The 21,844-nt window shown below is 47.3% G+C and carries 19 protein-coding genes; 16 read left to right on the forward strand and 3 right to left on the reverse strand.

What is annotated here, in order from left to right:
• Positions 1-165: 165 nt before the first annotated feature.
• Positions 166-357: a hypothetical protein gene (locus MHH93_RS12270; protein WP_500054254.1), complete on the reverse strand. Its 192-nt coding sequence runs from the start codon at positions 355-357 to the stop codon at positions 166-168.
• 171 nt (positions 358-528) lie between these two features.
• On the opposite strand from MHH93_RS12270, the gene MHH93_RS12275 reads away from it, so the two are divergent.
• The 6 genes from MHH93_RS12275 to MHH93_RS12300 all read left to right on the forward strand — a co-directional run bounded on the left by MHH93_RS12275 (position 529) and on the right by MHH93_RS12300 (position 8,844).
• On the forward strand, positions 529-2,754 hold the full coding sequence (locus MHH93_RS12275) for a hypothetical protein (protein ID WP_500054255.1): 2,226 nt from the start codon (positions 529-531) through the stop codon (positions 2,752-2,754).
• Between the two features lie 26 nt (positions 2,755-2,780).
• A complete protein-coding gene (locus tag MHH93_RS12280) occupies positions 2,781-3,989 on the forward strand; it encodes a HEAT repeat domain-containing protein (RefSeq protein WP_500054256.1) in 1,209 nt (402 codons plus the stop codon).
• A gap of 22 nt (positions 3,990-4,011) precedes the next feature.
• Positions 4,012-5,412 (forward strand): glycosyltransferase family 2 protein, encoded by a 1,401-nt coding sequence (locus MHH93_RS12285; RefSeq protein ID WP_339235640.1) that lies wholly within the window; start codon positions 4,012-4,014, stop codon positions 5,410-5,412.
• A 248-nt stretch (positions 5,413-5,660) separates the two neighbouring features.
• Positions 5,661-6,464: a response regulator transcription factor gene (locus MHH93_RS12290; RefSeq protein ID WP_500054257.1), complete on the forward strand. Its 804-nt coding sequence runs from the start codon at positions 5,661-5,663 to the stop codon at positions 6,462-6,464.
• Positions 6,465-6,544: 80 nt separating this feature from the next.
• The gene (locus MHH93_RS12295) at positions 6,545-7,912 is read left to right on the forward strand and encodes a nucleotide sugar dehydrogenase (protein WP_047843665.1); all 1,368 of its coding nucleotides are present in this window, start codon (positions 6,545-6,547) and stop codon (positions 7,910-7,912) included.
• A gap of 8 nt (positions 7,913-7,920) precedes the next feature.
• Complete coding sequence (locus tag MHH93_RS12300; RefSeq protein WP_500054258.1) at positions 7,921-8,844, forward strand: hypothetical protein; 924 nt, start codon at positions 7,921-7,923, stop codon at positions 8,842-8,844.
• Between the two features lie 317 nt (positions 8,845-9,161).
• On the opposite strand, the gene MHH93_RS12305 is transcribed toward MHH93_RS12300, so the two are convergent.
• Positions 9,162-10,040, reverse strand: coding sequence for a helix-turn-helix transcriptional regulator (locus MHH93_RS12305; protein ID WP_500054259.1), 879 nt, complete (start codon positions 10,038-10,040; stop codon positions 9,162-9,164).
• Positions 10,041-10,593: 553 nt separating this feature from the next.
• Between MHH93_RS12305 and MHH93_RS12310 the strand changes: the two genes are divergently transcribed.
• The 6 genes from MHH93_RS12310 (at position 10,594) to MHH93_RS12335 (ending at position 17,786) form a co-directional block, all read left to right on the forward strand.
• Positions 10,594-11,778, forward strand: a complete 1,185-nt coding sequence (locus MHH93_RS12310; RefSeq protein WP_500054391.1) for an LLM class flavin-dependent oxidoreductase — start codon at positions 10,594-10,596, stop codon at positions 11,776-11,778.
• Positions 11,779-11,994: 216 nt separating this feature from the next.
• On the forward strand, positions 11,995-13,269 hold the full coding sequence (locus MHH93_RS12315) for an ABC transporter substrate-binding protein (RefSeq protein WP_124116112.1): 1,275 nt from the start codon (positions 11,995-11,997) through the stop codon (positions 13,267-13,269).
• A gap of 3 nt (positions 13,270-13,272) precedes the next feature.
• Entirely contained in the window at positions 13,273-14,145 is an 873-nt protein-coding gene (locus MHH93_RS12320; protein WP_500054260.1) for a carbohydrate ABC transporter permease, read from the forward strand.
• Positions 14,146-14,288: 143 nt separating this feature from the next.
• The gene (locus tag MHH93_RS12325) at positions 14,289-15,104 is read left to right on the forward strand and encodes a carbohydrate ABC transporter permease (RefSeq protein WP_192134087.1); all 816 of its coding nucleotides are present in this window, start codon (positions 14,289-14,291) and stop codon (positions 15,102-15,104) included.
• Between the two features lie 113 nt (positions 15,105-15,217).
• A complete protein-coding gene (locus MHH93_RS12330; RefSeq protein ID WP_124116114.1) occupies positions 15,218-16,435 on the forward strand; it encodes an MFS transporter in 1,218 nt (405 codons plus the stop codon).
• Between the two features lie 724 nt (positions 16,436-17,159).
• Positions 17,160-17,786 (forward strand): cell wall hydrolase, encoded by a 627-nt coding sequence (locus tag MHH93_RS12335; protein ID WP_500054392.1) that lies wholly within the window; start codon positions 17,160-17,162, stop codon positions 17,784-17,786.
• A 168-nt stretch (positions 17,787-17,954) separates the two neighbouring features.
• Here MHH93_RS12335 and MHH93_RS12340 read toward each other — a convergent pair whose 3' ends face one another.
• Positions 17,955-18,725, reverse strand: coding sequence for a hypothetical protein (locus MHH93_RS12340; protein WP_500054261.1), 771 nt, complete (start codon positions 18,723-18,725; stop codon positions 17,955-17,957).
• A 230-nt stretch (positions 18,726-18,955) separates the two neighbouring features.
• Between MHH93_RS12340 and MHH93_RS12345 the strand changes: the two genes are divergently transcribed.
• The 4 genes from MHH93_RS12345 to MHH93_RS12360 all read left to right on the forward strand — a co-directional run bounded on the left by MHH93_RS12345 (position 18,956) and on the right by MHH93_RS12360 (position 21,384).
• Positions 18,956-19,240: a hypothetical protein gene (locus MHH93_RS12345; protein ID WP_500054262.1), complete on the forward strand. Its 285-nt coding sequence runs from the start codon at positions 18,956-18,958 to the stop codon at positions 19,238-19,240.
• Between the two features lie 118 nt (positions 19,241-19,358).
• Complete coding sequence (yaaA, locus tag MHH93_RS12350) at positions 19,359-20,111, forward strand: peroxide stress protein YaaA (RefSeq protein ID WP_500054263.1); 753 nt, start codon at positions 19,359-19,361, stop codon at positions 20,109-20,111.
• A 318-nt stretch (positions 20,112-20,429) separates the two neighbouring features.
• On the forward strand, positions 20,430-20,528 hold the full coding sequence (locus tag MHH93_RS12355; RefSeq protein ID WP_500054393.1) for a hypothetical protein: 99 nt from the start codon (positions 20,430-20,432) through the stop codon (positions 20,526-20,528).
• A complete protein-coding gene (locus tag MHH93_RS12360) occupies positions 20,506-21,384 on the forward strand; it encodes a prohibitin family protein (protein ID WP_500054264.1) in 879 nt (292 codons plus the stop codon). The genes MHH93_RS12355 and MHH93_RS12360 overlap by 23 nt, the downstream gene beginning before the upstream one ends.
• Positions 21,385-21,844: the final 460 nt, after the last annotated feature.

Genomic DNA, 21,844 nt, shown 5'->3' on the forward strand with positions numbered 1-21,844 from the left:
TGATGTCCTTTTTTGATTTTCTGCACTTTTCAGAAAACCTTGATGTGACGCGGAATATCGCTGATACGTTATCAGACTATAGTATCAATTTTGTAATCTTTATGGTTAATACTGTAAAAACGTCCGCAACTTTAAAATATAACTCGCGTTTAATGGGGTATGTGTTCAATCGGCAAACGTTGCCTGTACCCGCGTTGCACATAACAATAAAGGTTCCAGAATTGCAGGATTAGCAGGGTCCATAATCCATGCGATTCCAGCAGATATTAGTGTTCGGGAATCAGATGTACCCTGAAGGCTTTCGGGTGCCCGTTGATGGCGCTTTTTAAGAATCATGGGCAGAATGTTCCATTTCATGTTTGCTTCCATCAGCCTAGTTACAAATGCAGAGTCTTAGCGCTATAGTGAGAACTACACCGCTGACATCTCTACCAAGCGGACATCCGAAGCGGAATGATTCGTAAACTTCATGTTGGACCATTCGATGTTGAAGCAGGATGATATTAGAGAGGTGAGCAATCTAAAGACATGAGCAGACAAAGACGAAGACGCTGGTTATTAACGGTGTTGACAGGCGCAGTGGTGGTGACCGGTGGAATATTTGCTGGATGGCACTATATGCAACCCAAGCTCGTTACGTACACAGCGGAGAGTGGCACTGAAATGAAATTCAAGACTGAGGGAGACCGGTTCATGGAATACGGGCCCGATGGAACGTGGAGGGAGATGTTCGTCAAAGGTGTCAATCTGGGCGCAACATCACCGGGGCATTACCCGGGAGAATTCCCGCTGACCAAAGAGGATTACTTGCGGTGGTTCCAACAGATCGAGGATCTGGGAGCCAATGTTATTCGGGTATACACGGTTCACGAACCGATTTTCTACACCGCATTGGTCGAATATAACCGCGGACGGGAGCAACCGTTATATTTTATACAGGGCATATGGTCGCCTGAAGAAGAGTTGATTGAGAAGCAGGATGCCTATGCCGCCCATATTGAGCAGACATTCAAGCAGGAGATTGAAAAAGCCGTATCTGCTGTCTATGGCGATGCGGACATTCCTGCCAAGCAGGGAGAGTCCAGCGGCAAATACAAGACAAATGCAGGAAAATATCTGATGGCCTGGCATGTGGGTACGGAATGGGACCCGGCGATGGTAGACAACACGAACGAGAAGCATGCGGACGTGCCGCAGTATAAGGGAGTTCATTTCTCGGCTACTCCAGAAGCATCACCGTTTGAGAACTGGCTTGCAGAGTTGCTGGATCATACGGCGGTCCTGGAGAAGAAGTATGGATGGGAGCATCCAATGACCTTCACCAACTGGGTAACTACCGATGTGTTGGATCATCCCGGCGAGCCGCTGTATGAAGAGGATCTCGTCAGTGTGGATGCCCGTCATATTAAGCCGGAGGGGTGGCAGGGAGGTTATTTTGCAGCCTACCATGTGTACCCGTATTACCCGGATCTGTTCCATATTGATAAAACGCTCCAAACCATCAAGGATGAGAACGGCGAGTACAACACGTACAAAAGTTATCTGCGCAAACTAAAAGCCGAGTTTTCCGATATGCCTGTAATGGTTACAGAGTATGGGGTACCTTCTTCTCTTGGTATTTCCCATCTGGGTATGGGAGGCCGGAATCAGGGTGGACATAACGAAGTAGAGCAGGGAGATATTGACGCGTCACTGACGCAGGATATCTATGATGAAGGGTATTCGGGAGCCATTGTGTTCATGTGGCAGGATGAGTGGTTCAAAAAGACATGGAACACGATGCCACTGGAAATCCCGGCTGATCGCCGTGCATATTGGCTGAACGTGCTGACAAACGAGAAGATGTTTGGTCTGCTTGCCATGGATCCGGGTAAACAGGAACAGTTGACCATCGACGGATCACTGGATGACTGGGATGATCTGAAGGATGAAGAAGTCACGACCTGGGAGGGCCAGGTGAACGGCATTCAGGAAATGAAGATGACCCATGATGAAGCTTATATGTACATTGGGCTGACCTTGGATCAACCTTTTGACCCGGATCAGACGGTGCTACGAATCGGGACTGATACACTTGCTGGAGGCAGTCAGCCCGACAAGTTACTCCCGGGCCGGACGCTCAGTGATGGTCTTGAGACAGTGATTACGCTGGGGCAGGAAGAAGAATCTCAGGTGGAGATCGCCAAGGATTATGACTTTAATCAGCGTCTGTACGGCAAGGAAGGATACGACATGCTGCCAGATCAGCAGGCGGACTCCACAGATCCGTTCCGCCCCTGGAATCTGGCAGTCAGCCTGAGAATGACACCGCCGGATACCCGATCTGCTCATCCATTCATGAATGAAAAGGTCGGAACTTTGAAACGGGGAACGACGGCTCCCGGTCAGTCCGACACGGATTCGTTAACGGCATGGCAGTATAACGGCAATCAGGTGGAGATGCGAATTCCCTGGATGTTACTTGGGTTCGGTGATCCGAGTTCACTGCAAGCAATTGACTATGGACCGCTCAAGAATGGCCGTGAGTTCTCCACAATTGCTGTGGAAGGTGTCACCCTCATTCCATGGTTAACGGACCGCGCCACGAAGAAAGTATCTTGGCCTGGGGGTGAACAGACAACCCTGGATCTGAAGACATTGCCGGTATATAGCTGGAAGCCTTGGGAGCAGGTGCAGTATAGTGAACGGCTGAAGCTTAGCTACGAAAAAATGAAGAAGAGCTACGAGAAAATTCCTAGTTTTCAGATCGAATAAATGAGTATAAAGGAGGACCTTTTCACATGTTTCCAAGTTTGGCTTTGGCCTATCTGTTTTTGTACATCTGTATCGCACTTGTTGTTGTAGGCGTCATCGTATTGTTTGCCATGAAAATGTCCCACAACGGCAAACGACGCAAGACGGCGTTCTATGAATTAAAACAGCGCGACTACTTCACTTATCTGCAAACGGCCTTAACCGAGAATAGTCCACTCAAATTGCCACCAGGCAAACTGGCTCCGCTGGAACGCAGAGTTATTCAGGACAGGCTGATTGAATGGATCGATCAGTTCAAGGGTGAGTATCGTGACAAGTTGATTGCACTATGCCGCGAAGCGGGATTTGTAGAGCATGATCTGAAGGAACTGAGCCGTCTGCGTTACGGTCGCCAGATTGATGCGGCTTATCGCTTGGGTGGCATGCGTTGTCCCGAAGCTGTTCCGGGCTTGATGGAATTGTTGAAGGATGAGAAGCCGGGCCCGATGGCCATTATGATTGGTCGTTCCATCGCAAGATGTACAACCCGCCAAGGGGAACTAAAAGACATGCTGGCGTTGCTGTTGAACAAAGGCAAGTCCATTCACCATCTTGCAGCAGATATTCTGCTTGAAACCAGTCTGGATACCAGCAGAATTCTAATCGAATTGCTGGAAGATCGGAATCCGGATTTTGTCAAAGTCGGACTCGTTGCGATGTGGGGACAGGCTGTGCCTGAAGTAATGCCTGCACTGGACAGACTCGTAGGAGCCGAACATCAGGATGTACGTGCCGAGGCGGTGAAGCTGTATCTTAGCGCAAGTCCGGCACTGCGGGATGAGACGATTTTGAAGCTGATTCAGGACACTGACCCGGAAGTTCGTGCCGAAGTGGTGCAAGCGCTCGGTTCGAAGCATGCATCGGGTAGCATTCCATTGCTGCGCAAAGCGCTGCGGGATGAGGACTGGAGAGTTCGTTATAACAGTGCAGAGAGTCTGAGCAAGCTTGGTGAACCGGGATTTGAAGCGTTGTGTCAGGCTGCGGTACAAGGTACAGGTGCTGAACGCGAGATTGCGATGCAGCAGATCGAGAGTACCATGCAGCATACGAGAACCGATGACAGAGCTGTAGAACAGATGATTGCACATAACAAAAAAAGACTGCTGTACGATCGCTATTTTGGCCCTGTACGAGAGAACAGAACCAGCAAGAAACGCACAGGTGTCGCAACGGTAGGAGGGGATTACACTGCTTAGGGATCTATTATTAATCTACGGCATGGTCGCAATCTACTATGTTGTTTTCGTCAATACGCTCTATTTTTCCATCCTGGCCTTATCGTTCCGTAACATCTGGACGATCTTCCGCCGGTCGCATTATTCCAAATACAATACATTGTCAGGATCGGAACTGGTGCCTTCGGTTTCTCTGCTGGTACCGGCATACAACGAGGAACTGACGATTATTGAAAATGTGAACTGTCTGATGACGCTGAATTATCCAACTTATGAAGTGATCGTCGTAAATGACGGTTCCAGTGATGCCACACTGAAGATTTTGCTGGATGAATACCGTCTGAAGCCGGTACCCAATACGAAGATTCGGGGCAAGATCGCCTGTCAGAAAATCCGCGGGATTTACCATAATCCGGAGTTCCCCGATCTGTATGTCATTGACAAGGAAAATGGCGGAAAGGCCGATTCCCTCAATGCCGGGATCAACCTGTCCCATTATCCACTGATTTCTTCCATTGACGCCGATTCATTGCTGGAGAAGGATGCCCTGATCCGTATGGCACGCATGTATATGGAGAATCCGGAAGAAACAGTAGCCATCGGGGGAGATGTACGGATCGCCAATGGCTGCAAAATCGAAAACGGGGCAGTGCAAGATGTATCGCTGCCGCGCAAGATCTGGCCCATGTTCCAGTCGATTGAATATCTCAAAGCCTTCCTGGGCGGACGGATTGGTTGGAGTCATATGAACGGTCTGATCATTGTCTCCGGTGCATTCGGCATGTTCCGTAAGGACGCTGTAATTGCAGTAGGTGGATATCGGGATGGTTATCCCGGGGAAGACATGAACATCATCATCAAGCTTCACCGGTATATGCTGGAAAACAAATTGAAGTACCGCGTTGCCTTCTGCCCTGAGGCGGTGTGCTGGACACAGGCACCGGATTCCTACCGGATCCTGTCCAGTCAGCGCAAGCGCTGGGGCCGCGGGAATCTGAAGAACATGCTGGAGAATCGAGGCATGCTGTTCAATCCCAAATACAAAGTGATGGGTATGGTAACCATGCCGTATAACGTCATTTTTGAAGCATTGAACCCGTATTTCCGGATTACCGGACTGCTGGCTCTCGCTGGATACGTTCTTCTGGATATGACCCAGTGGCCAATCCTGCTTCTGTTCGGACTATTGAACTTCGTGAGTGGTTATCTGCTAAGTGTAGGTGCACTTGTCCTGGAGGAGATTGCTTTCAAACGTTACAACAAACTCTCCGACCTGGTCAAAATGCTGGTATACTCTGCGCTCAAATTCGTGGGTTATCATCAGCTGGGCGTACTGTGGAGATTGCAGGGACATGTGCAGTTCCTGCAAAACAACAACTCATGGGGGACCATGACACGTCAAAGCTGGTCCGAGGATGAGAAGAAAACAAGCGAAGCCGCATAAGAACAGAGATCATGGTAATACAGTAACAGCAATATAGATGTTCAACTAAATATTTACACGATAACGGAGAGGACAGAAATAACCTGATGAAGCGAAGCGTTCGCCTTTATCCCCGGATTTCCCCTTGTTAAAAGGAATCAAAAAATCTGGGGATAACAGCGATCAAAAGGTTGTTCTGTCATTGGAGTGTCAGTGTAAATAACATTTTGAACATGAATAGATAATCGAGGAGAAGGGTGGAAAAGAACATGCCAAATACGGCGACATTGCAGCGTGAGGCTGCCGTTAATGTGTACCGAAGTGTAGAACAGGGATTGAAGGAAACGGGTGCCGAAACATGCGGCTTAATGTTCATCCATTGTGCAGGACACGCTCAACCTGAGCAGCAGGTCAGGACACATCTGGAACAGACGAGTGAGTCTGCCTTCCAGGTGTGGAAGGATGGGGCCACCCAGGCGATTGCCGTCCTGCTGCCAGGGTTGTCACTGGATGAAGTTCATTATGAAGGACTTCGGATCAAGCATGAGCTGCAAGAGACCATACCCGGTGCCGATCCACAGATTACACTGGCCAGTTTCCCGGAAGGGGAGCGCCCTTCGAAGGCAACCATTCAGCATATGGCTGAATCCTCGAAGCTCGTAGATTCGTCGGAGATTCATATCTACACGCTGGACAATACGGCGGACGAGCCGGAACGCATTTTGATTGTGGACAACGATCCTACGGTACGCGAATTCCTGCAGTTGCGTTTGAAAATGCAGGGATACGAAACCTATGAGGCTGTTGATGGACTGGCTGCACTGGACTTGATCGAGAAAGTGACACCGGACTTGGTACTCACCGAGCTGAATCTGTATGGCATCGACGGTCTGCCGTTCATTCATCATATTCAGAACCTGGAGATGGAGCAGCCACCCAAAATTGTCGTGTTGACCGAACAACGTGTTGAGCAAACGATCAGTCAATGCTTCCGCAGCGGGGTCGATGATTACATGACCAAACCGTTCTCGCCTGTAGAGCTGGATGCCCGAATCAGACGCTGCCTGCATTAGAAGATAAAGAAGAGCAACAGACAACCATCTATTTACATGGATTTGAAGCATCATCAAATACACTACCCGGAGGGAATATCATGGAGAATCAACAATTCCACACATTACTGAATGCGATTGAAAATAAAGAAGCTGTACTCGGCGTTGTCGGGCTCGGTTACGTAGGACTTCCACTTGCCGTGGAAATGGTCAATCAAGGTTTCACGGTAATCGGAATTGATCTGGATGCGTCCAAAGTAGAGAGTATCTATCAAGGGGATTCCTATATTCACGATATTTCGTCCGATGAGTTGAAAAAAGTCATGCAAAGCGGTCGCTTCCAGCCAACGACAGATTACAGCATGCTGCGCGTCATTGACGCACTCAGCATCTGTGTACCGACACCGCTCAGTGAGAATCAGGACCCGGATACGTCTTACATCGAAACGGTCGTGGATCAGATCAAACTGCATATGAAACCAGGTATGCTGATTACGCTGGAGAGCACCACTTATCCAGGTACGACGGAAGAATTGATCCAGCAGCAGCTGGACAAGATCGGACAAGAAGCAGGTAAAGACTACTTCCTGTGCTTCTCGCCTGAACGTGTGGACCCGTCCAACGGACGGTTCACGACATTTAATACACCGAAAGTCATCGGGGGTACAACGGAAGCTTGCCTGAAACTTGGAACTGCACTGTATGGCAAGTATGTAGAAACCGTAGTACCGGTCTCTTCACCAAAAGTGGCTGAAATGTCCAAACTACTGGAGAACACATTCCGCAGCGTGAACATTGCCTTTGTAAATGAAATGGCGATGATGTGCGATCGTATGGGCATCGATATCTGGGAAGTAATTGATGCGGCAGCGACGAAACCATTTGGTTTCATGCCATTCTATCCAGGCCCAGGCATCGGTGGACACTGCATCCCGCTTGATCCGATGTACCTGTCGTGGAAAGCCAAAGGTTTCCGTTTCTATAGCAAATTCATTGAGCTGGCGCAATCTACCAATGACAACATGCCATATTATGTATTGAACAAAACGTCAACGATTCTGAACGAATACGCGAAATCTGTACGTAAATCCAATATTCTGCTCCTCGGCATGTCGTACAAACCGAATATTGCCGACCTGCGTGAATCACCAGGACTGGAAGTGTATGAACTGTTCAAGGAAAGTGGAGCTAACGTTAGCTATTACGATCCACATGCGGATTCCTTCCAGGACAAGCATGGGGAGACCGTACACAGCGAAGTGTTCAATCTGGAACAGTTCAAAAAGTACGATTGCATCGTGCTGATCACCAACCACAGCGATTTGCCTTACTTTGATATTGCCGAGATGGGTGTGCCGATTCTGGATACACGTAATGCGTTCCGTTCATACACACATCCGCATATCTACAAGATTGGTCACTCGGTACAGCATCCTGTGCTTGAGCCAAGTGAAGCGTTGCTCGTCTGAGGAAATATATGAGGCAACGGGGCAAACTGGTGGGGATGGCGAAATGGGCCATTCTGGCTGTGGTGTTGTGCCTACTGCTTCTGTCCTGGATGTTCAAATGGTTCTCGGCAGAGGAACACAAAGCGACCTGGCTGTGGGACGCGTCCATTATTGCGGAGCAGACGCCTGAGATTATTGCCTTCTCCAAAGAGCAGGGTGTGGATACTATCTTCCTGCAAATTCAGGATGAGGTGCCTGACGCGACATACCGCAAGTTCATTGCTGCTGCAGGGCAGGCTGAGATCGAAGTCCATGGACTGAATGGTCATGCAGACTGGGCCTATGAGCAGAAGCGGGATGAAGGACTTGCTTTTATCGAGCGAGTGAGAGCCTACAATGCAGCTTCGGCCAAAAATGAACGCTTCCAAGGTATTCAACTCGATGTGGAGCCGTATCAGCTGAAACGCTGGGAGGACGAAGAGAGCAGTGTCATTGCGGAGTGGAGCGACAATATGAAGGCTTGGACGAAAGCGGGAGAGGATGCCGGACTCTATATGAGCGCTGCCATTCCGTTCTGGCTTGATGCCCGTCAGTCGGCTGAAGGTGATGGTACATTCAGCCGCTGGGTCATCTCTCACTTCGATGCAGTGGCGATTATGGCGTATCGGGATAGCGGGCAGCAGATGTATGATCTGTCCAAGGAAGAACTGGAGGAAGCGGATGATCTGGGCAAGAAAGTCTGGATTGGCGCAGAACTCGCGGATACACACGAAGGGGATCACCTGACCTTTTTCCGTAAACCCGTTAGCAACATGAATGAAGAAATGGCCAAGGTGTTCGATCTAGGCTCTTCCCATTCCTCTTTTGCAGGTGTGGCTGTGCATCATTATGAAGCATGGTATGCGAAGGAGAACGGTATTCCGCTTGCACGTAAGGATGAGAAGAAGGAATAGCGTTACGTCAGTGAAAAGTACCTGATTCCTGCATGATACGTTAATCAAGCTATAATAAGAAAGAAGGCAAGTCCCGGACAGATGGGGCTTGCCTTCTTTGGTGGTGGATTAAGCAATTGGTTTTGCAATACTACGATATACAGGAGTGCTGCAAAATCCACTGTAATTCGCATCTAACAAGGATGTTTAGATTTTACGGAAAGCTTCTTCGAAGTCCTCTTCTGCACGTTGTTCGGTAAAGGGGACATTGTACACAACCGCAAACAAGGCGTGGTACACGAGGCTGAATGATAGGCTGGGTAGCGAAAGGCCGCTCCCTACTCTTTCGTGCTTTCTGAGGTCCGATAGCGATTGGGTGGTAGACCTACTTGCTTTTTGAACGCTTTGGAGAAGGAGAACAAGTCGGGGTAACCGACAGAATGAGCCACTTCCGTTAAGCTTAACGGGGTCTGAACGAGCAGACGTTTGGCCTGATTCATTTTTAATTGCTGGATGTATTGTACGGGGGACAGACCATAGGCTTTGCGAAACTGTTTGGCAAAATGGGTTCGATCCACACCCGCATGAGCGGACACACCTTCCACGGAGATGCCGCCTGCAAAATGAATATCCATGTATTCCTTGCCTTTCTGGAGCCAAGGTGTGGCTGAATCCGGTTGCAATCCTTTGGTTGCCGGGGAACGGGCTATCCGGTCAAAGAGGCTTAGAAACCGGGTGAGTCGTCCCAGATCGCTTGCTCCATCCTGCGGTTTGCGAACATCCTCCATGAACGAGCGCATGGCACTTGCAGTTTCCGGCGTCAGTACACCTGAACGATACGGTGAGTCGGGTGTGAGTCCGATTCGAGACAAGAGTTCGGCTGCGTATGCACCATCGAAGGCAATAAATATTTTTTGCAATGTGTCCTCCGGATCCGTCCAGTATTCATGTGTTACATGTGGATACAGGCAGAACGCATCCCTGGCTCGAAGGGCATGACGCTGTCCGTTCTGTATAAAGGTACCTTCTCCCTCCAGCACAAATAACAAATAATGATAAGGTGTGGTGCGAGGCCCAATATGATAGTTGGTCTTGGCAATATTTCGTCCGATGCGAATCGGCCAGGCGCCCCCGGCTTTCTCAAATTCAGATGGAGTGAAGAATATAATATCCAAAAATTCGTGGTGGTCCTCCTTCATGCGTTCATTCTCGGTCATCAGGAACACCTCTTTAGTATATAAGTATCGTTTGTGCTTTCTAAAAGTTTCGCTTATAACCTATTATACAGGTGGGTTTTATACATATTCAAGATCAGCAAGACCTAAATCTGAGAAAAGACCACAAAATGACAAAATAAAATTGCCGCGAAATGACATTGCTCACAGACAAATCAATTGATATGATGTCCATACCTATTAAACCAAGTTAATTAATCGGCATTTGATTTTGATTATTCTTAAATGAATTAGAAATTAGGCACACTTTGAAAATATGTTCTAAATAAGTGCCAACGTAGTGGAGGGGACGAAATCGATTCTGAAGAAGCGAAGCGGTCGCCTGAAAGCTTTCTGAAAGAAAGCTACATCGGAAGCATAAGCTATCCTTGAATTTTTACCCTTAAAAAGGAGAATCAAAAAAAATCAAGGATAACAGTGATCGGAAGAACGATTCGTACCTGGAACGTCAAGGAGGCGTAACGGTAACTTTTTTTTAACATGAGACTTTATTTAGTCATAGAAGGGATTGACTTTTGTGAGCGAACAGGAAGAAATGAAGTTTGGATGGTTTTTGCCTACAGCAGGAGATGGGAAGTATGTGGGGGTTGCCCCGGAGCGGGAGCCAAGTCTGGATTATCTGATCGATGTGGCACAGACGGCGGAGAAGGCAGGATTCGAATTTGTACTGATTCCGACAGGGGGAGCCTGTCTGGACGCATGGGTGGTTGGCTCGGCAGTAATGAGTCACACGAAGACATTGCGTCCCCTTGTAGCCATTCGCCCGGGATTGGTTACACCCGTACTCGCTGCACGCATGGGAGCGGCATTGGATCAGCTCTCTGGTGGTCGCGCCATGATCAATGTAGTGACAGGCAGTTCCGTTCGGGATCTGGAGGAACTCGGCGATCCACTCGCACATGCGCATGATGAACGGTATGTTCGCGCGAGTGAGTATATGGAAGTGATGAAGCGTTCATGGACCCAATCGACGGGACTGAATCTGACGGAATTTGCCGGAAGTGGCACACAATCAGGAGCTGACGCACCCAGCGATCCCAATCCTGAATTCAACGGCCAGTATTACAACTTCAAAGGACCGGTAGGCATGCCGGAGACGGTACAAAATCCGTATCCACCATTCTATCTGGGAGGAAGTTCACCGATTGCCAAGAAGGTCGCTGTTGAACATGCGGATACGTTCCTGATGTGGGGAGAACCTCATGACTGGATTCAGGAGCAGATTGAAGAGATTGAGGTCATTCGTCAGCAGGTGAAAGAGGAGACTGGACAAGATCGTCAGCTCCGTTACGGCATGCGTGCTCAGGTACTCATTCGGGATACCGAAGAAGAAGCATGGGCAGCAGCGTGGGAGATTATTAGCAAAGTACCGCCAGAAGCTATTGAGAAGGCGAAAGCCGCTTTTGCCGAGACGGATGCAACCAACCAACGCAGACAGAACGAGTTACGGGAACTGTCCGAGAAGCAGCAGTTTGTCGTAGGTCCCAACCTGTGGACAGGCTTGTCCGTTGTGCGTTCCGGCGGTGCAATCCTTATTGTGGGTACAGCCGAACAGGTCGCAGAGCGCTTGATGGAATATGGAGATCTGGGCGTTACGACATTCATTCTGTCAGGTTACCCGCATCTGGAAGAGGCCGAAATCTTCGGACAGACCGTGATGCCAATCATCCGAGAGAAATGGAAAACAAGACAGAAGCAGCATCAAGTTACTACTAACTAAATAGGTTCAACTAATCTTTTTATACGAAAACGGAGAGGACAGAAATAACGTGAAGAAGCGAAGCGTTCGCCTTTATCCCCGGATTTTTCCTTTTATAAAAGGGAATCAAATAAATCTGGGGATAACAGCGATCTGAAGGTTATTCTGCCATCGGAGTGCGTTCAGTATAAACATTCTTTAGTTAACATATCAATCATCCTCAGGAGGTCGTCTTTCATGAAAAAAAATAAAAAAATGATCCTGCCGCTCGTCAGTATGCTGGTGATGTCCATCCTGTTGTCAGCTTGCGGCGGTGGGGATAACGCGTCCTCTGGAGATAACGGCTCCTCGGGTTCAGGCAAGGTTACGATCAGCTTCATGCATTGGCGTGGAGAGGATTCCGAAGCACTCAACAAGACCATTGATGCATTTGAAAAAGAAAATCCGAACATCAACGTGGAGATGCAGACATTGCCCTCCGATCAATATCAGTCCACTGTTCAATCCAAAATCAGTGACGGTTCGGTAGGAGATGTATTTGCATCCTTCCCGGGTGCACAATTCGAAGCCTTCACCAAAGCGGGATTGTTCACGGACCTGAGCGGATCTTCGTTCCTGTCAGCTTACAATCCGAAGCTCATTGAAGCAGGGCAGCACGATGGCAAGCAATATGCGATCCCGTATCAACTTGTATATAACGATCCAATCTATAACGTCAAACTGTTTGAAAAATACGGCTTGACGCCACCAACCGATTGGGAAGGCTTCCTGGCACTCTGCCAGAAGCTGAAAGACAATGGCATCATTCCGATTGCTTTTGCCGGAGCGGACATTGGTCCAGGCCAATTCATGAACACGATGGTGATGAACAATGCACCAAGTGACGACATTTTTACCAAAGTAGAAGCGGGCGAAGCCAAACTGACAGATGAGTTCTGGGTAAAAACGTTGACGCAAATTAAAGAGCTGAACGATAAAGGTTACTTCCAGCAGGATGCACTGGGTACGAAAGACCCTGCGGCAGGCGCATTGTTCATTCAAGAAAAAGCAGCCATGCTGGCAAGTGGATCATATCAACTCGCTCAGAACAAACAGCAAAACCCGAATCTGGAGCAAAAACTGCTTGCACCAATTACAGTAAGTGCCGATCAGGCGAAATATGAAGGGGTGCATACCACTACATTCATGCTCGCGGTGAATAGCAAATCGAAACATCCAGAAGAAGCGAAGAAGTTCCTTGAATTTTTGAGCAATCCCGATGTAGCAAGTGACTACGCCAACCAGACGGGACAGAATGTAACGGTGAATGATGTGAAGTACGATACGCCTGAGCTTCAGGTAGCCGGAGAATGGGCAAGCAAAAAGACCGTGTTCCAGCCACGGTTCACCATCCTGAACGGAGATAATCAAAAAGCCGTAACCAACTCCATTCAGGCTGTACTGAGCGGCACTTCTCCAGAAGAAGCAGCACAGCAGGCACAAGCGATCATTGATCAGCATATCGGGAAATAAACGATGAAAAACCGTCTTCAGCTATCCCTGTTTCTGATCCCCGGGTTGCTGCTGTACATTGGATTGTTCGTATTTCCTACATTGACGGGGCTGTTCTACTCCTTTACGGATTGGGACGGGGTATCCCCGTCGTATGCATTTGTAGGGCTGGATAATTACAAGGACAGTCTCAGCAGCATCGTATTCCGCAAAGCTTTTGGTAATAACGTGGAGTTCATGTTAACGGTAGTTATAGCACAAACCTTTATCTCACTTGTCCTGGCCCTGCTCTTGGTACGCAATACCAAGACACGCATTGTGCTTCGGGCGTTGTATTTCCTGCCTGCGATTCTGTCCTCCGTATCGGTCGGACTGATCTGGGCGTTCATGTATGATCCATCCATTGGATTGATCAACTATGGACTGAATGAAGCGGGCATGAGCAGCATCGCCCGCAACTGGATTGGTGATCCGAAGATCGCCATCTATTCCATCGCTGCGGTACAGGTCTGGGCCCATGCTGGCCAGATGATGATTGTATTCATCGCAGGTCTCCAAGGTATTCCGGCAGAACTGTATGAAGCGGCTCGTATGGACGGCGGCAGCAAATGGCAGGTATTCCGTACCGTGACTTGGCCACTGCTGGCACCTTCGGCAACGATTGTTGTGGCCTATACAACGATTCAGTCGTTCAAGGCATTTGACCTCATTTTCACCATGACGGACGGAGGCCCGAACTACGCAACTGAAATTTTGACAACATATATCTATCATACCGCCTTTGGCAGCTATTCATTTGGTCTGGCTTCTGCCGGTTCCATGATCTTCCTGGTGTTGCTCGCGCTCTTGACGCTGTTGCAGTTCAAGGCACTTCGTGCCGACCGGGTAAGCTATTGAAGATTGGACGCGTGTTCGTGAGTATGTGAGCCGTGAGTGGATGATATGTAAAATTATTTATCGTAACCGTTCCATCCGAACGGCGAACCTGAACGGCATCGAAGTAGACCTAATAGACTTAAAAAAGAAGGGAGGGAGTTTATATGGTTTTAAAATGGTTCAATCGACTGATCCTGTTGGTGTACGCGCTGCTGATTCTTGTTCCGCTGTATTTTGTATTTGTATCTTCGTTCAAAACAAGCAGCAACTTCTTCACCAGCCCATTCAGCTGGCCTGACCCGTTCACGTGGGATAACGTCATTGGCATGTTCCGCAATCAGCCGATGTGGCAATACTTCGGGAACAGTATGGTCGTAACGCTGGGAACGGTTGCGATTGAGCTGCTGCTGAGCAGTATGATTGCTTACGCCATTGTCCGCTGGGGCGGCAGCGTAGGCAAAATCGTATTTGCGCTGTTCGTGGCAGGCCTAATTGTTCCTTCCCAAGTGAGCATGCTGCCAATCTATTCCCTCACGCGTACGCTTGGGTGGTCAGACAGTCTGACGGGCCTGATTGTCGTATCCGCCGCGATGCTCATGCCTGTCTCTGTATTTATGCTGACAGGCTTCATGCGCATGCTCAATTCGGAGATTCTGGAAGCGGGCAGTATGGATGGAGCAAGCGAATGGAGGCTCTACACCCGGATTGCACTGCCACTTGCTGCACCTTCGCTGGCGGCAACAGCGACGTTCCTGCTCGTCATGGTATGGAATGACTTGCTTATTCCGATGCTCATGCTCAGCAGTAAGTCCAAGCTGACTTTACCACTAGCACTGATGCAATTCCGTGGGGAGTATGTAACTAACTATCCGATGATGCTCACGGGTGTACTTGTCACTGCTATTCCGATGATTGTGCTATTCCTGTTACTCCAGCGTTACTTCGTTGCAGGGCTGACAGCAGGTTCACTCAAGGGGTAAGGTATCGCAGAAATCGGAAGGAAAAGCTTATTTTGCATTGATTTCTGGAGCATTCTGCATAATAATGATTTAGTGTCAGAGTGACTACATAGAGATCAAGGGAGCTATAAGTGATGAGCAAACTGGAAGTATTGCGGAATCCCAAGCAGCGCAAGCTGCTGTTCAGTGCCGGCATGAGCTGGCTGTTTGATGCGATGGAAGTCGGAATGATCTCTTTTATCGTGGCTGCACTCGCCAAGGAATGGAGTCTCAGTCCCGGACAAGTCGGTGTGCTGACAAGTATCAACTCCATCGGTATGGCTTTAGGTGCTTTGCTTGCAGGTGCACTTGCGGACCGTTTTGGACGGAAGGCCATTCTGATGTGGACCTTGTTAATCTTCACGATTGCAAGCGGTCTATCTGCATTGGCGACTGGATTTGCCGTATTGTGTGCCCTACGTCTGGTTGCAGGTATTGGACTTGGCGGAGAGTTGCCTGTGGCATCCACACTGGTATCGGAGTCGATGCCTACAGCGGAACGTGGACGTGCCGTTGTATTATTGGAAAGTTTCTGGGCAGGGGGCTGGATTGTATCCGCGCTCATTGCCAACTTTGTCATCCCGGAATACGGATGGAGAATTGCCTTTGCCATCGGTGCACTTCCGGCGTTCTATGCACTGTATCTGCGTCGTGCCATTCAGGACCCGCCGCGGTATAAGAATCATGCCAAGCTTCGTAAAATCACGTTCCGCGAGAAAGTGGCTACCGTCTGGTCAGCACCACATCGCCGTACAACGTTGATGCTCTGGATTTTATGGTTTACCGTCATTTTCTCTTATTATGGCATGTTCCTGTGGCTGCCTTCCGTTGTGATGGCCAAAGGATTTACGTTGGTTAAAAGCTTCCAGTACGTGCTGATCATGACGATCGCACAATTGCCAGGTTACTTCACCGCAGCGTACTTCATTGAACGTTACGGTCGCAAGTTCGTACTTGTTGTCTATCTTACATTGACCGCATGCAGTGCGATTGCGTTCGGACTGGCAACAACGGAAGCGACGATCCTGGCCGCAGGAATCTGTCTGTCCTTCTTTAACCTGGGAGCCTGGGGTGGATTATACGCGTACAGCCCGGAATTATATCCGACTTCCGTTCGTTCGACGGGTGTCGGTCTTGCCACATCGGTAGGCCGGATCGGTGGCGTACTTGCTCCACTGATGGTCGGTATGCTGGTTCAGCGTGAAGTGGCAATCAGCCTGATTTTCACCATTTTCTTCGTGACCATCCTCATTGGCGCAGCGGCTGTGCTGTTCTGGGGCCGGGAAACGAAGGGACAAGAACTCGCCGAGTAATTGTCATTATATTCAAGCGCAACTTTTGTACGGGTCTGCCTGCCTACGGAAACGGGGGCTAGACAAGCGGTACAACGTTGATACAAGAAGAGGTGTGACCCTGATACGACCATGGGCTCATGCCTTTTTTTGTTGTGTCCAAGACTCATTTTTACATGCTCCATCGGTCCGATAGACTTCATTTTTTCTATATCCTATAATGACACTCGGGATGTAGAGCCGTGAGGATTCAGGGGAAAGAAGTAGGATCTGGATTCAGAAAATGGAGGGTAACGAAAAGATGCAGACCAAGCGTGAAATGGATCAGAGACATGAATTCAATGAAAACAATACGATGGGTGAAGCGACTCGTGCGAACAGCATAAATGGAAGCCACAACAACGTGATTGACATGGTGCGAGTACATGGAAATAACGACATACATGTAGCGTACCGCGATAATAACAGTAATGGACGTAGTGAGATAAACGGAATGTATGATGTGTATGTTGTGGATGAAAGTAAACCTACGAAAGAGATGGAGGTCACTAATATTATGAATAACATGACGTTTACGAAAAATTTGGAGTACACGGGCAGTGAGGATGTACGGGTTAGAGCCGGTAGCACAAATGAGGTAGATGATGTGCAGTTGAGTGCTGACTTCATAGAGCCTATCACCGTTAGCCGAAAAGTAACCCATCGGAGAGGGAGAAAGGCGGGCAAAAGAGCAGGACGAGTGGGTATGCTTCTCGGTACTTGTGCGATGGCTGTCGGGTTGACCGTAGCAGCACCTTCTGCGGGAGCACAGAAGCTGGAACAGGGCGTTCGCAGTGAACATGTACTGCAATTGCAGGAACAATTAAGTGACCTGGGGTATTTTGACGCGGGAATGACCGGTTATTATGGTTCGATCACCAAAAGCGCTGTCCGCAAGTTCCAGCAGGCGCAAGGACTCAGTGCGGACGGAGTTGCAGGTCCGGCAACACTGAACAGACTGAACAAAAAGGCCAAAGCGGAGGGCGAGACGCTGCGCCAGTTGGCGAAGCTGATTCATGGTGAAGCGCGCGGGGAGTCTTTTGAAGGACAAGTCGCTGTCGGAGCGGTTGTCATGAATCGTGTACATTCGGATTTATTCCCGTCATCAATCTCGAAGGTCATTTTCCAGAAAGGTCAGTTCACGGCGGTGGACGATGGACAGTTTAATACCAAGCCGACGGCGACCTCTTATAAGGCAGCACGGAAAGCATTAAATGGCGTTGATCCGACGAACGGAGCACTCTATTATTACAATCCGAAGATTGCCACTTCGGTTTGGAGCAAGAGCAGGCCAACGTTGCTGACCATTGGGCAGCATGATTTTACGAGATGAGATAGTTTGAGTTATTAAATAGAAAAAATAGATAGCAAAGGCATTGTTTTAATAAAACAAGAAGCCCCGGCTGTATGCTGCTTCTCTGCAGTTACGTGGTCGGGGTTTAATAATTATTCTAACTTGGAAAAATGGTATCTTAGCATTGAAGCAATTATAAGTTTAATATTACTTCTGGATCGTGAAAGGAATATTTAACGAAGTAGGCTCTACAATGGTTTCTCCAGTGTCATAGTCATAGATTCTATTGAAAATTAATTCAATGGATTCCAGCTTGTCAGGGTCATCTGTATAGACTAGACCATAGCCAAAGTTATCCATGACTACGCCATCATATTGATGATAAACATAGGGTTTCCTCATGAAATTACGATCTGCTGAGATAGGTTTACCCAAGTTCGGATGAATGGAATTTAAACCGTAAAATCCGATATTTTGATCCGTTGTATTTTCGACACTATAGATGATTTTGATATACGTCATATCAGGACCGATATCTTCTTGATTCAGAATAGAAATGTTTTTACGAGTATCATCTGGTATATCACTAGCTTCTAATAATTGAGCATCCATCATGTGAATAGTTAATGGGCCGAATTCAATACTTTGCTTTAGAGGAACAGTTTTTAACAATTTTAATTGTCCGCCATAATCAAATGTACCTGTATCTCCGGATTTGGATAAAAGTGGTGGTAGTGCGCTTTCAAGAAGCTTGTCCTGAAGAATTTTAGCAGCCTGCTCAAATTGATCATAGTCTGGATCATATCCTTTGTATGTTAGTTCAGAACGGAAAGGCTTTAAACCAGATTCCAAGACAAGTTCAGAATAAGCAGGATGAGGTTGTAACGGATTGACTTTCAGTTGTGTAGATATGGCATCATTGGAGCTGTCTGAACCGCCCAAAAGTGCGAGAGCGAGCAGTAGATGAACAATAAACATAAGAAGCGGCACCCTTTCTCATAGACCCTATTAATTTAAATACATTTTATTTATAATCATAACAAACCAGATCATAGTCACCCATGAGAATTTCGACCCAACTTCAGGTAATAGTATATTGACAAGTCTTGATCTGATCTAGTAGCAAGGGCCTATTCTAGATAAGGTGGTTCAATTAGATGGGTGAAATTCGGTCATTAGTATATAAATTAAAGTCAGGGTGAGTAGAAATGAAGTTGCTAAAGACCTCATTAGTTATCGTTGCACTAGTGGTCATCGCTTCTTTTACATGGTATGGCTCGTATAAGAGTGATATGAAGCAGCTGGAGGATGATTTGAGAACATATTTAACCGCCGAAAAAGGAATAGATGGGAATATGATTATAAGCATCACTGCTCGTCGAAGCAAAATGCCGATGTATCCTGTTGTCGTCAAATTCAAGGACAATCCGCAGGAACATATCTACTATAGAGCCGATGAATGGATTCAGCTGACGCCTGATCCGAATGAATAATTCAATCATACGTACTAAGACAAAAAAGGATAATATGCTTCACCATTGGCTTCGCCTGTCCATTCCTGTACAATGGATAACGACAAAAACAACGGTAGATTAAGGATGGATCAGCACGATGAGAATGATTATATCACCAGCTAAAAAGATGAAGATCGATACCGATCTTATGGCTATCGCGCAGATGCCGCAATTTATAAACGAGTCAGAGCAGCTACTGAGTTTGCTTCAAAAGTTATCCTATGACGAGCTCAAAACGTTATGGAAGTGTAACGATGCAATAGCCGAACAGAACGTGGAGCGGATTCAGAATATGAATATAAAAGCAAATCTGACACCAGCAATATATGCCTATGAGGGCATTCAGTATCAATATATGGCTCCGGGTGTTTTTCAAAATGAGGAACTGGCGTATCTTCAACAGCATTTACGCATATTATCCGGTTTTTATGGCATGTTGCGGCCTTTGGATGGGGTTACCCCTTATCGGTTGGAGATGCAGGGCAAGCTGCAAGGTCCAGGTTTTAAATCGCTCTATCAATTCTGGGGCAGCAAGTTGGCGGATCAGCTTCAATCTGAAAGCAGTTGTATTCTAAATTTGGCTTCCAAAGAGTATAGCAAGAACATCACACCTTTTCTGAAGGAGGAAACCCGGATGATCACTTGCGTGTTCGGACAAATGGTCGATGGGAAGCTTGTTGAGAAGGCAACCCGGGCCAAGATGGCCAGAGGTGAGATGGTACGATATATGGCAGAACGCAAGATCACAGATGTGGAGGATATCAGAAGTTTTGATCGGTTAGGTTTTGTTTACTCAGAAGAGAAATCGGATGAGAGCATTTATGTATTTTTATATTCAGAGGGAAAGTAGTCTGTTGAAAATGGTTTATAAACTTTAGCTCGTATAGATTAAACATTCGTGAACATGCCATCAACCATTTGATGGCTCTTTTTTTTGTAAGACTAAGGCAGGCTTATTCCGAATATGTTGGTATCTACAGAGGCCTACAGGAAGCGATGCTGAATATCATTGAAACCTAATATGAATTTACAAAGTATATATAAAAGAGGATATAATTAGTTGGTTATGAATTTGTACTCGGTTACATCCAAAGAGGGGAGGACGAATATGCCATTTATTGGGGGAATCATTCTAATCATGATCCTAGCTTTTATTCTATGGGCATTAATGATCCCGCTATTCAATAAAATAGGTAGTAGAATTCTGAAGAAATACAATAAATTCAAACAAGAGGAGAATGTTGATGAAAAATTCAAAGACGTTTAGGCTAGGCGCAATCACGGTGGCATTGGTTATTATTGTGGGAGCGCTACTGGTGACCTTCTTTGTCACACGAATACCTAACGGATATGTTGGGGTTGTCTATTCACCTAATGGAGGGGTAAAAGATAGTACCCTTAGTCAAGGGTGGAAACTGGTTGGAGCGTTTGATAAAGTAACGAAATATCCGATCCGAATTCAAACGGTGGAATACAGAGACATTCAGATTGCAACTTCTGACGGTAAAAACATCACCATCGATTTTGCTTACAACTACCAGGTAGAACCAAGTAAAGTATCTTCTATATTCAATACATTTGGGCCAATTAGCATTCAAGAAATAGAGGATACATATCTCAAAACACGTTTCCGTGACGCAGCTCGTAAAGGGATCTCCAAGTTTACAGTGATTGATGTGTATGGGGAAAAGTCATCTGAAGCTGGAGTGGATGTGCAACAACGTTTCTCTGATGACGTTAAAGAGTTAGGATTTATTGTATCCAACGTTACTGTAGGTGTTCCTCAACCTGATGCCAAAACTCAGGAAGCAATCGATAAGCGTGTCGAAGCATCTCAAGAACTTGAACGTAAAACGACTGAACTTGAGATCGCCAAGAAAGAAGCAGAGCGCAAGCGCGTGGAAGCGCAAGGTAATGCAGACAAACTATTGATCGAAGCAGAGGGTCAAGCTAAAGCCAATAAAGAGCTTCAACAATCCTTATCCAGCCAACTCGTTGAATATGAAACCATCAAGAAATGGGATGGAGCGCTTCCATATGTAAGTGGGTCAAATACGCCAATGATTCAATTACCGGGTACTAAAGTAGAGCAAAATAGTGGCGCGGGAAGCGTATCTCCCTAATTAGCGGTTGAAAATGCACGTCTTGCTTTCTCAACAAATTCATGTGTTGAAATTCGAATGAACAAGCCGGTCCAATCGTGGGTTGGCTTGTTTATTTTTGATGCATTTCAAAGGTACGACAAGAGGCACTGGATACATTTAGTCTGAGATTTGGATTCAAGAGTAGTACGAACGTGGCATTGTTGGGCTACAAGTCAGGTTTTTGTGGCAAAAAGATACTCGGCATTGCCTTGGCAATTTTTGCTCGGCTACTGCTCTTAGGGTAGCGTCACAATGAGAAAAGACGCAGGGATACATATCCCTGCGCCTGATCAAGCTAACGTAATTGTTAGCAGAAGAATTGAGCTGTCATATCATATTGGGGGCGATCCGATTCGTTTCCAAAGCTGATGAGCTTTTGGGCTTACCTCCCGTATTCCTCAGGATAGAACCAAGATAGCCAGTTCCTCCAATATTCATA

This window comes from Priestia sp. FSL H7-0729, assembly GCF_038005685.1.
Lineage (GTDB): Bacteria > Bacillota > Bacilli > Paenibacillales > Paenibacillaceae > Paenibacillus.

Bases quoted from the DNA above. Each gene is read 5' to 3' on its own strand.
- MHH93_RS12270 (WP_500054254.1), bottom strand. From the start codon at position 357: ATGAAATGGAACATTCTGCCCATGATTCTTAAAAAGCGCCATCAACGG.
- MHH93_RS12275 (WP_500054255.1), top strand. From the start codon at position 529: ATGAGCAGACAAAGACGAAGACGCTGGTTATTAACGGTGTTGACAGGC.
- MHH93_RS12280 (WP_500054256.1), top strand. From the start codon at position 2,781: ATGTTTCCAAGTTTGGCTTTGGCCTATCTGTTTTTGTACATCTGTATC.
- MHH93_RS12285 (WP_339235640.1), top strand. From the start codon at position 4,012: ATGGTCGCAATCTACTATGTTGTTTTCGTCAATACGCTCTATTTTTCC.
- MHH93_RS12290 (WP_500054257.1), top strand. From the start codon at position 5,661: ATGCCAAATACGGCGACATTGCAGCGTGAGGCTGCCGTTAATGTGTAC.
- MHH93_RS12295 (WP_047843665.1), top strand. From the start codon at position 6,545: ATGGAGAATCAACAATTCCACACATTACTGAATGCGATTGAAAATAAA.
- MHH93_RS12300 (WP_500054258.1), top strand. From the start codon at position 7,921: ATGAGGCAACGGGGCAAACTGGTGGGGATGGCGAAATGGGCCATTCTG.
- MHH93_RS12305 (WP_500054259.1), bottom strand. From the start codon at position 10,040: ATGACCGAGAATGAACGCATGAAGGAGGACCACCACGAATTTTTGGAT.
- MHH93_RS12310 (WP_500054391.1), top strand. From the start codon at position 10,594: ATGAAGTTTGGATGGTTTTTGCCTACAGCAGGAGATGGGAAGTATGTG.
- MHH93_RS12315 (WP_124116112.1), top strand. From the start codon at position 11,995: ATGAAAAAAAATAAAAAAATGATCCTGCCGCTCGTCAGTATGCTGGTG.
- MHH93_RS12320 (WP_500054260.1), top strand. From the start codon at position 13,273: ATGAAAAACCGTCTTCAGCTATCCCTGTTTCTGATCCCCGGGTTGCTG.
- MHH93_RS12325 (WP_192134087.1), top strand. From the start codon at position 14,289: ATGGTTTTAAAATGGTTCAATCGACTGATCCTGTTGGTGTACGCGCTG.
- MHH93_RS12330 (WP_124116114.1), top strand. From the start codon at position 15,218: ATGAGCAAACTGGAAGTATTGCGGAATCCCAAGCAGCGCAAGCTGCTG.
- MHH93_RS12335 (WP_500054392.1), top strand. From the start codon at position 17,160: ATGCTTCTCGGTACTTGTGCGATGGCTGTCGGGTTGACCGTAGCAGCA.
- MHH93_RS12340 (WP_500054261.1), bottom strand. From the start codon at position 18,725: ATGTTTATTGTTCATCTACTGCTCGCTCTCGCACTTTTGGGCGGTTCA.
- MHH93_RS12345 (WP_500054262.1), top strand. From the start codon at position 18,956: ATGAAGTTGCTAAAGACCTCATTAGTTATCGTTGCACTAGTGGTCATC.
- yaaA (WP_500054263.1), top strand. From the start codon at position 19,359: ATGAGAATGATTATATCACCAGCTAAAAAGATGAAGATCGATACCGAT.
- MHH93_RS12355 (WP_500054393.1), top strand. From the start codon at position 20,430: ATGATCCCGCTATTCAATAAAATAGGTAGTAGAATTCTGAAGAAATAC.
- MHH93_RS12360 (WP_500054264.1), top strand. From the start codon at position 20,506: ATGAAAAATTCAAAGACGTTTAGGCTAGGCGCAATCACGGTGGCATTG.